Source organism: Streptomyces sp. NPDC004647 (assembly GCF_040609575.1).
Lineage (GTDB): Bacteria > Actinomycetota > Actinomycetes > Streptomycetales > Streptomycetaceae > Streptomyces.
On sequence record NZ_JBEXKU010000039.1, the window covers coordinates 14264 to 28858 of the forward strand.

The window sequence follows — 14595 nt, forward strand, 5'->3', positions numbered from 1 at the left end:
ATGCCGGACGACTCGGACGATCCGGATGGGCGGTTGCTCGACGATGCCGTCGGGCGGCTGGTCCGGCCGTACACCGTCAGTGACGGACGCACCAGACCAACCTGCCACTTCGACTTGATGACCATGGTGGTGGCCACCGGTACCGCGCTTCGGAGCGGTCTCGGACTTGATCACACACATGTACTCGAGCTGTGCCGGACGCCGGTCACGGTGGCTGAGATCGCGGGGCACACACGCATGCCCGCAACAGTGATCAAGGTGCTGCTGTCCGACTTGGCGGAGCGTGGCGCGGTCGCCACACGGCGCTTCGACCTGGGAACACAGGGGCCATGTGTTACCCCCGATATAGATCTATTGGAGGCGTTGCGGGATGGGCTCCTCAAACGACTCTGAGGCACCCGGCGCCGACTCCCTTCCGATGGGGATCAAGATTCTGGTCGCCGGGGGTTTCGGGGTGGGCAAGACCACCTTTGTGGGAGCGGTCAGCGAGATTGAGCCGCTGAGCACGGAAGAGCTACTGACCGAGGTCAGTGCTGCGACGGACAGGCTGGACGGGGTGGAGAACAAGGCCACCACCACGGTCGCGATGGACTTCGGCCGGATCACCATCAGCCCCGACCACGTGCTCTATCTGTTCGGCACGCCCGGCCAGGAGCGCTTTTGGTTCATGTGGGACGAGATGTCAGCCGGGGCACTTGGTGCGATAGTGCTCGCCGACACCCGTCGGCTGGACCACAGTTTCGCGGCGGTTGACTTCTTTGAAGCGCGTGGCATCAGATTCCTCGTCGCGGTCAATGAGTTCGAAGGGGCGCACCACTATCAGCCGGAAGAGGTGCGGGCGGCGCTGGACCTCAAGCCCGAAGTGCCGGTGGTCCTGTGTGATGCTCGCCTGTCCAGCTCGGGTATTCGGATTCTACTTTCCCTCGTTCAGCATCTGATCAGTTCAAGGAGTCCCCATGACAGAAATGGTGTACAAATCTCCCTTCGGGGGGGAGATAGCGATCGCCGTGCGTCATCTGCTTCTCCCTCCGGAGGACCCTGAGGCACAGGCCCGGGCGCTCCGGCTTCGGGAACTGGGGATTGAAGACAAGCCCGTTCCGGAGTTCGATGAATTCGCGCGTGAACTGGCGCAGCGCACCGGGGGGTGCTACGCGGGCGTCAACTTCTTCGTCGACGAGAACCGTCAGTACTTCGCGGGCTTGTACAGCGCGGCCTCCGACACAACCGTGGAGCTGGAGTCCCCCCTTCTCGAGGACCCCGTGCCCGGTCGAGTGATGCCTCGTGACTTCGACATAGGTTTCTGCCCGCATGTGGTCAGGCGGCGCAAGGCTCTGGTCCTGGAGGACGTCCGCGACTATCCACGTTATGCCGGGAATCACGTGATCGATGCAATCGGAATCCACTCCTATCTGGGAGCGCCGCTGATCGACCGCACGGGCATGGTGCTGGGCACGATCTGTGTAGTGGACCAGGATCCGCAGCCCTGGGGTCACCAAGGGCTGGAGACCATCAAGACGATGGCGGCTGAACTGGTGGAGCGCATCGAGCGGTCGGAGCACGGTTAGTGAGGGAGCCTGCTTGAAGGGGCCTGTGTAGGGCAGATGAGGCGCGCTGGGGAGGCCGTCGAGGCAAAGGCGCCCAAGGGTGGTCATGCGCCGGTCTTCCTCTATGATCCGGCACCGACCAGCCCTTCGGGCAACCAGGTTTCGCCCAACGGCATCGTCAAGACTGCCAGAGGCAGGAACATCTTTGACGGCCTCGACCAGCGGTGGACACAGGTGACTGGGAGTCCGTCGCAAAGGCCGAACCCGAAGTCATCATGATCCTCGACTACGGTGATCTGCCCGCGAAGAAGAAGATCGACTTCCTGAGGAAGTCCCTGTGGGTGCCCGATACTCGGCCGCCCTATGCGACCTGGGTGTATTCGTGGATCACTCCGCCGAGTCGGTCATGGCGGATGACTCTGTCTTCGGGATGGCCTGGGGGTGCGGCGCGACGAGCGCCCACACCCGGCCGGTGCCGGGAACGGGTGCCGGTTGCGCCTGCGGACCGACCGCGCCATGGACGCGAACTGCGCGCACCGGTGTCAGCGGGCGGTCCGGGGAGCCGGATCCGTTGCGGGATGCGACGACCTCGGCGAAGCCCCGGAGCGGGACGATGCCCCAGCCTGCCCGGGTCGGAAAGAACTCCCAGTAGCGGAAGGACTCGCCGAGCGCGGCGTAGGTGACGTTGTCGGCGGTGAGGCCGACCCGGTCGACCCGCAGCAGCGCCTCGCCGTCCCGGATCTCCGGGACCAGCGCGTCGACCAGTTCGGCGGTCGACAAGTCATCGCGGGCGACGAGTAGATTCCAGCCGCTGGAAGTGGCGGAGGTGTCCATAGGCCGGAACGTAATTGAATCCGGGTTCGGATTCAATACTCGGCTAGGATGCGGCGCATGCCCTCGCCCGACCCTTCAGCCTCCGAGCCCGTAGCACCCCGGCGCACCCGTCGTGGGATCCGTACCAGGGACGCCCTCGTCGCCGCAGCCCGGCGGACCTTCGAACGGGACGGCTACCTGGACGCCAGGATCGTCGACATCGCGGCCGAGGCCGGCGTCGCCACCGGCAGCTTCTACACGTACTTCGCCTCCAAGGACGATGTCTTCGCCGCCGTTCTGACGGAGCTACAGGACGAGATGCTGCACGCGGGAGTCAGTGGCGGCAGTCGCCGGGAGCTGCGCCGCGGGGTGGAGGAAGCCAACCGCGCCTACCTGGAGTCCTATCGGCGCAACGCGGCGCTGATGGCCGCCATGGAGCAGGCCGCTGCCGTGGACCGGCGGTTCCTGCAGCTGCGGCTGCGGCGGTCGCAGGCGTTCATCGAGCGCAGCGCCGCAGCGATCACCCGCCTCCAGGAAGCCGGCCTCGCCGACCCGGCGCTCGACCCGGCAGTCACCGCTCGGGCCCTCAGCGCCATGGTGAGCCGCATGGCGTACGTGACCTTCGCCGCCGACCAGCCCGTGCCCTTCGAGACGCTGGTGGAGACCCTCACCCGGCTCTGGATGAACGTACTGCGCATGCCCCAGGAGTGATCCTCTGCCCGCTGGGCTCTGCGATGTCTATGATCCGAGTCACTGCGGCCACCTCCTTACGGGGGCTCGGATCCGCCGTTTTCCGACGCCGGGGCGCCTTGTCGGGTTGAACGGGTGCACCCCCCGACAGCTCGACGAAGTGGGGCGGGAGTACGGCAGAAGTGGTCCTCGGAAGACGTGGTGGCGCCCTGGGCGATGCGGTCGGCGGTGCGGCCCGTGGCGGGCTGCGCTACCCATGGCCCGCTTCCGCAACGGACCACCGGGCGGCCCCGATGTGATTGAGCCGTGGTGGACTACCGCCGCGTCGGCCAGTCCTCGTGCCGGGCGGGGTCATGGGAACGCGGGCATGATCGTGTCGTGGATCAGGCGGAGCTGGTGGTTCACGTCGGCCACGCCCTCGAGGTCGCGGCCGGTGAAGGCTTTGACGAGGCTGCGGTCGGTGATGGCGCAGATCACGTGGTTGACACCACTGGGGGCGATCTCCCGCTGTACCTTTTCCAGACACTCCTGCGGAGTGCCCGCGATGGAGAGGCGTTCGGCGATCTCGGGTGTGGTCAGCTCGATGCCGCGGGCGAGGTCACCGGTGGCGATGGCGTCGATGATCGGCTTGAGTTCGCCGGGGTCCACCCCGTTGCGGCGCAGCTGCTCCTCGGGCATCGAGGAGGCGTAGATGCCGACCATGCTGCGTGCCGCGTCCTTGGCGGTCGCGGAGTCGGGGCCGGTAGCGAAAACGACCCAGGCGCCGATGTCGAGTGACCGCCAGTCCTTGCCTGCCCGCTCGGCTCCGGCCCGGATGTGTCGTACTGCGTAGTCGTATGCCTCGCGGGTGTAGCTCAGCGCGTGGTGGCAGCCGTCGGACAGTTCCCCCGCTGCCTCGAAGGACCTGGGGCCGCGCATCGCCCCGAGTTTGAGCGGAACATGGGCCTGGACCGGGCGGGCGAAGGTGAACAGCCCGCGGTAGGTGAAGAATTCGCCGTCGTATGTGATGGTGCCGTCGTCGAGGAGCGTGCGCACCACGTGCAGGGCCTCTTTGACGCGGGACAGTGGCCGGGTACGAGCCCAGTCGATGCCGTACTGCGCCAGCAGCCCGAAGTTTCCGCTGGACAGGACTGCTTCCGCGCGCCCGTCGGACAGCTCGTCGAGGGTGGCCAGGGCCTGGGCGATCAAGGTGGGTTCGCGGAGGGTCACGGGGGAGACGCTCGGGCCCAGCCGGATTCGGCGGGTCTGGCCGGCGGCCGCGGCGAAGAGCAGCCACAGATCTTTGTGCCATGTCTCGTCGGCGGCATAGCAAGCGTGGAAGCCGAGTTCGTCGGCGAGCCTGATCGATGCCAGGGACTCCTGGAGTGGGTAGTCGGGGAGTAGGGCATAGCTGAACTTCACGGGCGTCACCTTCCGAAGTGGAATGAGGCGGTACCGGTCGTCGAGCCTGATTCCTCCTATGAGGGGCCCCTTCGAGGGTGTGGACAGCGTCCTCATCTGTCCAGAGTGCGTGGGCGGTTGAGCCCCGGGGCCCGCGCCTCGTCGGCGGGGCGTCCTGCCCACTGGGCCCCGACGAGCTGTCCGATGGGGTATCCGGTCCGCGACCCAAAACCGAGCCGACGATGCTCTGTTGCTCCGCCTTCGGCCGGCGGCCGTAGCCGGCGACAACGGCGGGCACGGGCTCGAAAAACGCTCCCGGACCGGCTTGGACTGCATCTGCTGTACCAGACGGCACATTGAACGGAATGCGTCAGACCGTCAGGATCTCTCGGAATCCTCCGCGGACGCGGCAACCCGGGCGTGCAGTGCCGTGAGACCGTCGAGGAACATGTCAAGAGCGAGTTCGAAGCTGTCCTGGTCGATCTCGTCGGCACGCTCGCGCAAACGGTAGGCCCCGGCCAGGTGCGGGTATCGGTCGACGTAGACCTGGATATCGTCGTCGAATCCTCCGGCGAAGGAGCTCATCGCGGCACCGACCACCAGGTACTTGGTCGAGGCTCCGATCATCGTGGCGTACCGGGGAGCCCAGCCTCCGGCCACCAGACCGCCATGTACGGTGTCGGCGCGCCGCAAGGACGCTTCACGATGTGCCGGTCCATAGGCCAGGAACGGAACTATGTTGGGATGAGCGGCCAGCGCAGCGCGATAGGACCGTGCCCAGGACGCCACTCCATGACGCCAGTCGCCGGTCTCGAAGCCCGAGACATCGACGCTCGCCATGATGGTGTTCGCGACTTCGTGGAGGACATCGTCCTTGGTCTTCACATGCTCATAGAGCGAAGAGATCTGGACCCCGAGGCTTCGGGCGAGCTTGCGCATCGACAGCTCGGCGAGCCCTTCCTCGTCCACGATGGCCAGCGCCGAGGTGCAGATACGGTCCCGGCTGAGGATCGGTTTGGTCGGCCGGCCCACCGATGCACCCCCAGGTCGTCTCGCGGTCGGTCACCCGCAGTGCCCAGCTTCTGACCTCACCTTACACGCAGGGTCAGCGTGGGAACGTCACTCGAACAGGGACCGACGCGGGCCACGGCGTGCCCCTCCTGCGGTCCGCGGTCCGAACCGGAGGCAGGGCCGGCACGGCGGACCGGGGCGCCTGGAGTCACGCCGGGCCGGAGGCCAGGGGCCCCGTTGCGGGGCCACGGAAAGGTAACGGGGTGCCGCTCTGCATCCAGTGGCGCAGCCCACGAGTTGGTCCGGTTCGAGGCCGGGGGAGTGCACACCCGCAATGACGGCCACCGCACGCCCCCGAGCACTTGGTCGTACTCGGAGCATCGCGCGGTGGCCGCCCCGTTGTCGACAACCCACCGGGGTTGAAAGCGACGGCTATTCCGACGGATCGCGGACCGGCTTGATCCGCCACAGCGACAGCAGGGCGACGGCCGCCATCACTGCGATGTATATGGAGATCGACATCGAAGTGTGCGTGGTCTCCAGCAGCAGAACCATCAGGAACGGTGCCAGACCACCGCCGAGCACCGCGGCGATCTGGTAGCCGAGGGAGGCGCCGGAATAGCGCACCTCGGCGCTGAACATCTCGGCGAACAGCGCCGCCTGCGGACCGTACGCCACCGACAGGCACAGGACGCCCCCGACCAGGGCCAGGACGACGAGCGGGAACTGCTTGGTGTCGACGAGCTGGAACATCGGGAACGCCCAGATACCCAGGGCCACGACCCCGGCAGCGTAGACGCGGCGACGGCCCACGCGGTCAGAGAGCGCCGCGAAGAACGGGAGTGCGACGAGCTGGGCGGCATTGCCCAGCAGCACGGCAGTGAGCACGGTGCTCTTGCTCATTCCCAGGTGCCTGGTGCCGTAGTCGAGCATCCCGGTGACCAGCAGGTAGAAGGACGCGTTGACGACGAGGAACGAGCCGGCTGCGAGAAGGATCTGCTGGGGCTGGGAGCGCAGCACCTCCAGCACCGGCGAGCGCCGCCGGGTTTCCTTGCTCTCGGCCAGCCGCTCCTCCGCGCGTTGGAACGCCGGCGTCTCCTCCAGCCGCTTGTGGACGAACATGGCGAGCGCGATCATCACAACGCTGAAGACGAACGGCACCCGCCATCCCCACGCCTCGAAGTCGTCCTTGGCGACCACGCTGGTGATGAAGAGGAAGGTCAGATTGCCGAGGATCAGGCCGATCGGTACGCCGAGCTGCACAAAGCTGCCGTACAGTCCTCTCCGCCCGGGCGGTGCGTACTCGGTCGCGACGAGCATCGCACCGCCCCACTGCCCTCCGACCGCCAGGCCCTGGGCGAAGCGGAGCAGCGCCAACATGATGGGTGCAGCGATCCCGATCATGGAGAAGGTGGGCAGCAGACCGATCAGCGTGGTCGCCGCGCCCATGATGATCAGTGTCGCCACCAGAACGGGTTTGCGGCCGAACTTGTCGCCGTAGTGGCCGCAGACGATGCCCCCGAGCGGGCGCGCGGCGAAGCCGATGGCGAAGGTCGCGAAAGCCGCGAGCACTCCGGCCACGGGGCTGAACGACGGGAAGAACTTTGTGCTGAACACGAGCGCGGCGGCCGTGCCGTAGATGAAGAAGTCGTACCACTCGATGGCGGAGCTGGCCATGGCGGTGAGGGCTGCACGGCGCACCTCGGAGCGCGGAACCGCTGCTGTATCGATTGGTTTCTGCGGGTCTGTCCTGGGGCTCTGAACAGTCATGGGGCGACGGTCCTTTCGGTGGCTCGGGGGGTGGCCTGCTGGATGAACTGCCGACGCAGTTCCCGCTTGAGCACCTTGTGGCTGGGGCCAAGCGGCAGACGGTCGACGACCTCGACGCGACGGGGGTACTTGTGGCGGCCCAACCGGTCGCGGGTCCACGCGATGAGGGCGTCAGGATCGATGCGGCGGCCGGAGCGCGGCACGACAACGGCGCAGATCTCTTCGCCGCGTTCGTCGTCGGGGATGCCGATGACGGCTGCCTCGGCGATGTCGGAGTGGCGCGTCAGGGCTTCTTCGACCTCACGGGGGTAGACGTTGAACCCACCGCGGATGATGAGATCCTTCTTGCGGTCGACGACCGAGAGAAACCCGTCGGCATCCTTGCGCCCGATGTCGCCGGTACGGAACCAGCCGTCGACGATGGCGGCGTCGGTGGCCTCCGGGTCACCGAGATAACCGGCCATGACGTTGTGACCGCGAATGACGATCTCGCCCGTCTCGCCGTGCGGCAGCAGCTCGATGCAGCCCTCGATATCGGCGTCGGCGATCTCCACCTCAACGCCCCACAGGGGATGGCCGACGGTGCCCGGCCGCGTCCCGTACCCGGACTGGTTGACACTCGCCGTCGGAGAGGTCTCGGACAGTCCGTAGCCCTCGTACACGGTGGTGGTGAAGGTCTTCTCGAAGCGCTCGAGCACCGCGACCGGCAGTGACGCGCCACCTGAGATGCACATGGCCGGCTGCGGGAGCTCCGGCTGACCGGTCGCGCTGTCCAGGAGCCGGATGAACATCGTCGGTACGCCGTAGAATGCAGTGACCGCTTCGTCCCGCATGAGGGCGATGGCGCCGTCCGGATCGAACCGCGGCTGCAGCACGAGCGTTGCGCCCACCCGGAAGGTCGCGTTCATGGCCACGGTCTGGCCGAAGGTGTGAAACAGCGGCAGGCAGCCGAGCACGACGTCGTCAGGGCGCAGCCCATTGGCATCGTAGGCATTGACAGTCGCGTTCATGACCAAGTTGAAGTGGGTGAGCACGGCACCTTTGGGGCGCCCTGTGGTGCCGGAGGTGTAGAAGATCACGGCTGGGTCGTCGGTATCCCGAGTGGTGTACGTACGCAGAGGGTCGGCCGGACGCGCGAGTGCGTCCAACGACCCGCTGTTGTGACGGTCCCCGAGGGGCAGGACGGAGATCCCCGCCGTGTGCGCAGCCTTCCGGCCGAGATCGAGGTGGCTCACCTCAGCGACGAGCGTTCGGGCGCCGGAGTGCTGGAGGATGTACGCGGCTTCGTCGGCGTTGAGCAGCGTCGGCACCGGCACGACGACACCGCCGAGGGCCAGGATGGCGTAGTAGGTGCGAACGAAGTCCGCCGTATTGGGGCACAGCAACGCCACACGGTCATCGGGGCGCACGCCCTGCTCCCGTAGCGCGGCGGCGTAGCGCAGGGCCTCGGCCCACAACTCGCCATAGGTCAGGCGGACGCCGCCTTCGACCAGCGCGAGACTGTCGGGGGAGCGACGGGCGGGTTCGGCGAGCGTCGCCGCGAGCGACAAGGCTGTCATAAGGTCTCCTGCCATCACACAAGAGCGCTGACATGGGTCAGCGAAGGACTGGCGGACATGGGTCCTGGGCGCCGAGCGGCGGCCTGACGAAGCTCGGAGCGCCGTATGCGGGTGGTTCGGCGAGTCGGCTACGCCGGTCGGGTGCAACAGATGAACACGAGGGGACGGGTTCGGTTGCGGCGCGGGTAAGGGCCGTGGACCGCGCTCTGTGGGCGTCCGGCAGCACTCGGAGGTGGCCGATCATCGTTCGGTTGTTGCCGCAGCGTAAACCGATCGTCGATCGGTTACAAGGGGCGGCCGTCGATGTAGCCGTTTGCCGCCGAACACCTGGATCGCCAGGTTGGAAGCCCTGACGGCGGTTTCGCCGGCGAACAGCTTCGCCATCGACGCCTCGGTCCCGAACCGCTCGCCGCGCTCGATGAGATCGGCGACCCGCCACACCAGCAGCCGGGCGGCGTCGGTCTCCACCGCCATGTCGGCGAGCATCTCCTGGACGAGCTGGTATCCGGCGATGGGGCGGCCGAACTGCTCGCGCTCACCGGCGTACCGCAAGCTCGCCTCCAAGGCCGCGCGCGATGCCCACGCACCCGGCCGCCACTGACAAGGGGGCGACCACGAGACCGCCAAGACCTACGGACAAGGCCCGGCCCTGGGGAGCCGGACACATCCGGATCCTGGAGTCACGGTGCGTGCACGCCCCAGCCGGCGGTGGCGTACGGCGCGCTCGGGGGGGCGGCCCCCTTCACAGCGGGCGCGACACGGACTACAGTCCCCAAAAACTTGCAGTGCTAGTTTAACTCGGCGCGCCTGCCTCTCAGCGCGCTCCATTGCACCCGACCGCGAGGTGTACCCCCATGGATCTTGAACTCACACCGGAGCAGGCGGCCGACGCGACCTGGCCAACGGCCCGATGTCGTTTACGACGGGCTGTGTCGGCATGGTCTGGGCCGGCCTGGAGGCGGCCGTGCGGCACGCGGGGGAGCGCAAGCAGTTCGGCACGCCGATCGCCGGGCACCAGCTGCTCCAGAAGATGATCGAGGACACTGCCGTCGCCCTCGGCGCCGCCCGGCTGCCGACCTGGCGGGTCGCCGACCACATCGGCCTCGGGCTGCCTTGCGCCGCCGAGCCCCGGTGGCGCAGTTGTACCCCGAGCGAGGCCGCGGAGCGTTGCGCGAACAACGCGCTCCAAATCTTCGGCGGCTAGGAATGCACCGACAAGTACCCGGTGGGCAAGCCGCCGCACGACGCCCGCGAGATGACCCTTCCAAGAGGGCACCAGCCAGATCCACAAGCGTTCATCGCAGTTGCCTTCACCGGTGTAACTCCATCGGTCGAGCTGCCCGTTCCACACCCACCACCGCCCGCCCAACCAGGAGTCCCCGTGCGCCCCGTGTACTTCGCCGCCGCCCGCCGCACCCCCATCGGTCGGCTGCGTGGCGCCCTGTCCACCGTCCGCCCTGACGATCTCGCCGCAACCGTCCTCAAAGGCCTGCTCGCCGATGTGCCCGCCCTGGACCCGGTCCGCATCGACGACGTCTATTGGGGCGCCGCCAACCAGGCCGGCGAGGACAACCGCAATGTCGCCCGGATGGCGGTGCTGCTGGCCGGCCTGCCGGAGTCCGTGCCCGCAGCCACGGTCAACCGGCTGTGCGCCTCGGGCATGGAGGCGGTCACCTCCGCCGCGCGGACCATCGCCGCAGGCGAAGCCGAGGTGGTGGTGGCCGGCGGCTCGGAGTCGATGAGCCGCGCCCCCTTCGTACTGCCCCGCCCGGACGAGGCGCTGCCGCACAAGATCGAGACGTATGACACCCGGCTCGGCTGGCGGCTGACCAACCCGCGTATGCACCAGCTGCACGGCGTGCTCTCCATGGGCGAGACCGCCGAGGAGGTCGCCGAGCGCTATGGTGTCGGCCGCGAAAGGCAGGACACTTTCGCGCTGCGCAGCCACCGGCGCGCCGCCGCCGCCCGCAAGGACGGCCTTTTCGACGCCGAGATCCTGCCCGTCACCCGGCCCGACGGGGTTGTCGTCGCCGCGGATGAGGGTATCCGCGACGACACCACCGCCGAGCGACTCGCATCCCTCAAACCGGTCTTCCGCCGGGACGGCAGCGTCACCGCGGGCAATGCCTCCCCGATGAACGACGGCGCTGCCGGGCTGCTGCTGGTCAGCGAGGAGGCGCTGCGCGAGCTGGAGCTGGAGCCGCTGGGCCGTTACGCCGCCGGCGCCAGTGCCGGGGTCCACCCCGACACCATGGGCATCGGCCCGGTCCCCGCCACCCGCAAGGTGCTGGCCCGGCTCGGCTGGGACATCGCGGACATCGAGGAGGCCGAGTTCAACGAGGCATTCGCCGCCCAGGCACTGGCCTGTATGGACCAGTTGGGCATCGACGGGGAGCTCGTCAACCCGACCGGCGGTGCCATCGCGCTCGGCCACCCCCTCGGTTGCTCCGGTGCCCGCATCCTCACCACTTTGCTGCACCGTATGCGCCGCACCGGCGCACGCCGCGGGCTGGCCACCATGTGCGTCGGCGTCGGCCAGGGCAGCGCCGTGGTCATCGACCACGGCTGACACCCACCCCTCACAGGCGCCGATGGGAGAACGTTCATGAGCAGGTTCGGCTCCGCACCCGAGGAGCACCAGCGGCTGGCCGCCGAGCGCACGCCGCTCCGCCGCGTCGGGCAGCCGGAAGAGGCTGCCGCCGTGGTCGCCTTCCTCGCCAGCGACGACGCCTCGTACGTCAGCGGCCAGACCCTGTACGTCAACGGCGGAGCCCGCTGAGTGTCCTCGCCCGCCGCGGCCGGCTGCGCGCCGCGTTCCGGACCTTCGGGACCGTGAACCCCGGTGGGCAGCAGCCTGACCGCCCTGCTCACGGCGAACCCGGAGCTCGCGGTGACCCGGAGCAGGACGCCCACCGAGCTCCGGGCCGACCCCGTCCGCTCTGCCGGGTTCAGCCGCCCCTCGGGTCTGCGCCGCCGGCCGTTCCCCACCCCCACCCGCCGAGTCGACGTCGGCGTGTCCCAATTGATCACGTAAGGAAGCCCGATGAGCACCAGCCGTACGCTCGCGCCGTTCGACCCGATTGATCCGCTGGGCCTGGACTCCCAGCTCTCCGAGGACGAACGGGACGTCCGCGACACCGTCCGGAAGTTCTGTGCGGAACACGTGACCCCCTACGTCGCGGACTGGTTCGAGGCCGGTGATCTGCCGACCGCGCGTGAACTCGCCCAGGAGTTCGGCAGGCTCGGCCTCCTCGGCATGCACCTCGAGGGCTACGGGTGCGCCGGCGCGAGCGCGGTGCACTACGGTCTGGCTTGCCTGGAACTGGAGGCCGCCGACTCGGGGATCCGCTCGATGGTCTCCGTGCAGGGCTCCCTGGCCATGTACGCGATCTGGGCGCACGGTTCCGAGGAGCACAAGCAGGAGTGGCTGCCGCGCATGGCCGCGGGCGAGGCCATCGGGTGCTTCGGCCTGACCGAACCCGACTCCGGTTCCGACCCCGGCTCGATGACGAGCAGGGCGCGGCGCGACGGCACGGACTGGGTCCTGAACGGCCGCAAGATGTGGATCACCAACGGCAGCATCGCCGACGTCGCCGTGGTCTGGGCGTCCACCGAGGACGGAATCCGCGGTTTCGTCATTCCGACCGACACTCCTGGGTTCAGCGCCCACAAGATCAAGCACAAGCTCTCCCTGCGCGCGTCGGTGACCAGCGAACTGGTACTGGACGACGTCCGGTTGCCCGACAGCGCGATGCTGCCCGAGGCGAAGGGGCTTTCGGGACCACTCAACTGCCTGAGCGAGGCGCGGTACGGGATCATCTGGGGCGCCATGGGCTCCTCCCGGTCCGCCTGGCAGGCCGCACTCGAATACGCCCAGCAGCGCACGCAGTTCGGCAAGCCGATCGCCGGCTTCCAGCTCACCCAGGCCAAGCTCGTCGACATGGCGGTGGAGCTGCACAAGGGCCTGCTGCTGGCCCTGCACCTCGGTCGTCAGAAGGACACGGTCGGCCTGCGACCCGAGCAGGTCAGCTTCGGCAAGCTCAACAACACGCGCGAAGCGCTGGGGATCTGCCGGACCGCGCGCTCCATCCTCGGTGGCAATGGCATCTCACTGGAGTACCCGGTGATCCGGCACATGGTGAACCTCGAAACGGTGCTGACCTACGAGGGCACGGCCGAGATCCACCAGCTGGTGCTCGGCCAGGCGTTCACGGGGCACAACGCGTTCCGCGGATAGGCCATCACGCGGGCGGCACCACCGGCTCGCGTATACGTCCGTACAGGACTTATCTCAATGAAGAGAGGGTTCCCGATGACCGCAACCGTCAGCTTCGCAGACACGGAGATCGCCCCCGAGGAGCTTGATGCGCGGGCCCGCAAACTGGCCGGCGGAATGGCCGCCCTGGGGCTGCGCGAGGGCGATGTGGTCGCGGTGCTCCTGCGCAACGACCCCGTCTACGTGGACATCATCCTGGCCTGCCGGATCGGCGGGTTCTCCTACTGTCCCCTCAACTGGCATTTCACGCCGTCCGAAATCGGCTACATCATCCAGGACTCCGGCGCCCGGGTGGTGATCGGCCACGCCGATCTGCTCAACGCGGCACGCGCCGCTCTGCCCCACGGCGTCACCACACTCGCCGTCGCGGGCGATGCCGGCGGGGAAGCGGTCGAGTATGAGAAGTGGCTGGTACATCAGCCGGATTACAGCGGTCCGGTCGTGGCACCGCGCGGGCACATGGCCTACACCTCGGGCACGACGGGACGGCCCAAGGGTGTGGTCCGCGCTCCCATACCCCTGGGGGCAGTGGAGTTGTACCGGAGGCGGTCCCTCGAGGTGATGGAAGCCAGTTTCGGGGTGCGGGCAGGTTGCCGTGCCCTCATACCGGCTCCGCTTTACCACAGTGCGCCGAGCGGCTTCGCGCAGTGGACGAGCCAGATCGCCGACACCCTCGTCATCGCGCCTCGCTTCGACGCCGAGCAGACGCTCGCCCTGATCGAGCGTCACCGCGTCGACACCTTGTACTGCGTCCCGACCATGTACGTCCGCCTGCTGAAACTGCCGCGCAGAGTGCGTGAGCGCTATGACCTGTCCTCGCTGCGGTTCGTCGGATCCACGGGCGCGCCCTGTGCTCCGGAGGTGAAGAAGGCGCTGATCGACTGGCTCGGTCCGATCGTGCACGAGACCTACGCCTCCAGCGAGAGCGGCTGGATCACCGTGATCGACTCGAAGGAGGCGCTTGAGCGTCCCGGCAGTGTCGGCCGTCCGGTCGGCGAGGCGCGGATCCGTGTCGTCTCCCCGGACGGCGTGGACTGTCCCCCCGGTGAGACCGGGATCATCTACGTGCGGCAGCCCGCGTACACGGACTTCACATACCGGAATCAGCCCGATGCGCGTGAGCGCGTCGCTCTGGACGACCTGATCACCCTCGGGGACATGGGCTACCTCGACGCGGACGGTTACCTCTACATCTGCGATCGCGCGGTGGACATGGTGATCTCCGGCGGAGTCAACATCTATCCGGCCGAGATCGAGAACGCGATCCTCGGGCAGCCCGGTGTGCTCGACTGCGCGGTGTTCGGTGTGCCCGACCCGGAATTCGGCGAGCGGCTGCACGCCCTGGTGCAACCGGAGCGCGATGCTGTGATCGACCCGGGGGAGCTCGGCCGGGCCCTGCGCGCCACGCTCGCCGGATTCAAGGTGCCGCGGAACATCGAGATCGTCGACGACCTGCCGCGCGACGACAACGGCAAGATCGCCAAGCGTCGCATCCGTGCGCATTACGCGGAGCCCGAGGCGCGACAGGCCTGACGGTCCCGCCCAATTCCCG

At 68.0% G+C, this 14595-nt stretch carries 15 protein-coding genes and 1 pseudogene; 10 read left to right on the forward strand and 6 right to left on the reverse strand.

From position 1 onward, the window contains the following. The 3 genes from ABZW18_RS18760 to ABZW18_RS18770 are packed head-to-tail and all read left to right on the forward strand — an operon-like array spanning position 1 to position 1565. A complete protein-coding gene (locus ABZW18_RS18760) occupies positions 1–393 on the forward strand; it encodes a DUF742 domain-containing protein (protein ID WP_356188663.1) in 393 nt (130 codons plus the stop codon). Beyond that, on the forward strand, positions 371–1042 hold the full coding sequence (locus ABZW18_RS18765) for an ATP/GTP-binding protein (RefSeq protein WP_356188665.1): 672 nt from the start codon (positions 371–373) through the stop codon (positions 1040–1042). Before ABZW18_RS18760 ends, ABZW18_RS18765 begins: the two co-directional genes overlap by 23 nt. After that, complete coding sequence (locus tag ABZW18_RS18770) at positions 966–1565, forward strand: GAF domain-containing protein (RefSeq protein ID WP_356188734.1); 600 nt, start codon at positions 966–968, stop codon at positions 1563–1565. Before ABZW18_RS18765 ends, ABZW18_RS18770 begins: the two co-directional genes overlap by 77 nt. A 366-nt stretch (positions 1566–1931) precedes the next feature. On the opposite strand, the gene ABZW18_RS18775 is transcribed toward ABZW18_RS18770, so the two are convergent. After that, on the reverse strand, positions 1932–2378 hold the full coding sequence (locus tag ABZW18_RS18775) for a DUF2855 family protein (RefSeq protein WP_356188667.1): 447 nt from the start codon (positions 2376–2378) through the stop codon (positions 1932–1934). A 57-nt stretch (positions 2379–2435) separates the two neighbouring features. On the opposite strand from ABZW18_RS18775, the gene ABZW18_RS18780 reads away from it, so the two are divergent. Further along, a complete protein-coding gene (locus ABZW18_RS18780) occupies positions 2436–3068 on the forward strand; it encodes a helix-turn-helix domain-containing protein (RefSeq protein WP_356188669.1) in 633 nt (210 codons plus the stop codon). 330 nt (positions 3069–3398) lie between these two features. Here ABZW18_RS18780 and ABZW18_RS18785 read toward each other — a convergent pair whose 3' ends face one another. From ABZW18_RS18785 to ABZW18_RS18805, 5 genes and pseudogenes are all read right to left on the reverse strand, one after another. Next, positions 3399–4448 carry an LLM class flavin-dependent oxidoreductase gene (locus ABZW18_RS18785; protein ID WP_356188671.1) on the reverse strand — a complete coding sequence of 350 codons (1050 nt, stop codon included), beginning with the start codon at positions 4446–4448 and terminating at the stop codon, positions 3399–3401. Positions 4449–4805: 357 nt separating this feature from the next. Further along, positions 4806–5459, reverse strand: coding sequence for a TetR/AcrR family transcriptional regulator C-terminal domain-containing protein (locus ABZW18_RS18790; RefSeq protein WP_356188673.1), 654 nt, complete (start codon positions 5457–5459; stop codon positions 4806–4808). Positions 5460–5870: 411 nt separating this feature from the next. After that, positions 5871–7208: an MFS transporter gene (locus ABZW18_RS18795; protein WP_356188675.1), complete on the reverse strand. Its 1338-nt coding sequence runs from the start codon at positions 7206–7208 to the stop codon at positions 5871–5873. Continuing rightward, positions 7205–8767: a long-chain fatty acid--CoA ligase gene (locus ABZW18_RS18800; protein ID WP_356188677.1), complete on the reverse strand. Its 1563-nt coding sequence runs from the start codon at positions 8765–8767 to the stop codon at positions 7205–7207. Before ABZW18_RS18800 ends, ABZW18_RS18795 begins: the two co-directional genes overlap by 4 nt. Positions 8768–9082: 315 nt before the next feature. Next, positions 9083–9371: pseudogene (locus ABZW18_RS18805) on the reverse strand (acyl-CoA dehydrogenase family protein); the annotation flags it as partial. 306 nt (positions 9372–9677) lie between these two features. Here ABZW18_RS18805 and ABZW18_RS18810 point away from each other — a divergent pair. The 6 genes from ABZW18_RS18810 (at position 9678) to ABZW18_RS18835 (ending at position 14576) form a co-directional block, all read left to right on the forward strand. Then, complete coding sequence (locus ABZW18_RS18810; protein ID WP_356188679.1) at positions 9678–9971, forward strand: acyl-CoA dehydrogenase family protein; 294 nt, start codon at positions 9678–9680, stop codon at positions 9969–9971. A gap of 177 nt (positions 9972–10148) precedes the next feature. After that, positions 10149–11336 carry an acetyl-CoA C-acyltransferase gene (locus ABZW18_RS18815; RefSeq protein ID WP_356188681.1) on the forward strand — a complete coding sequence of 396 codons (1188 nt, stop codon included), beginning with the start codon at positions 10149–10151 and terminating at the stop codon, positions 11334–11336. Between the two features lie 36 nt (positions 11337–11372). Further along, a complete protein-coding gene (locus ABZW18_RS18820) occupies positions 11373–11546 on the forward strand; it encodes an SDR family oxidoreductase (RefSeq protein ID WP_356188683.1) in 174 nt (57 codons plus the stop codon). Between the two features lie 63 nt (positions 11547–11609). Continuing rightward, positions 11610–11801 carry a hypothetical protein gene (locus tag ABZW18_RS18825; protein ID WP_356188684.1) on the forward strand — a complete coding sequence of 64 codons (192 nt, stop codon included), beginning with the start codon at positions 11610–11612 and terminating at the stop codon, positions 11799–11801. A 9-nt stretch (positions 11802–11810) separates the two neighbouring features. Further along, positions 11811–13004, forward strand: coding sequence for an acyl-CoA dehydrogenase family protein (locus ABZW18_RS18830; RefSeq protein ID WP_356188685.1), 1194 nt, complete (start codon positions 11811–11813; stop codon positions 13002–13004). A gap of 75 nt (positions 13005–13079) precedes the next feature. Then, a complete protein-coding gene (locus ABZW18_RS18835; protein ID WP_356188687.1) occupies positions 13080–14576 on the forward strand; it encodes an AMP-binding protein in 1497 nt (498 codons plus the stop codon). The last annotated feature ends 19 nt before the right edge of the window (positions 14577–14595 follow it).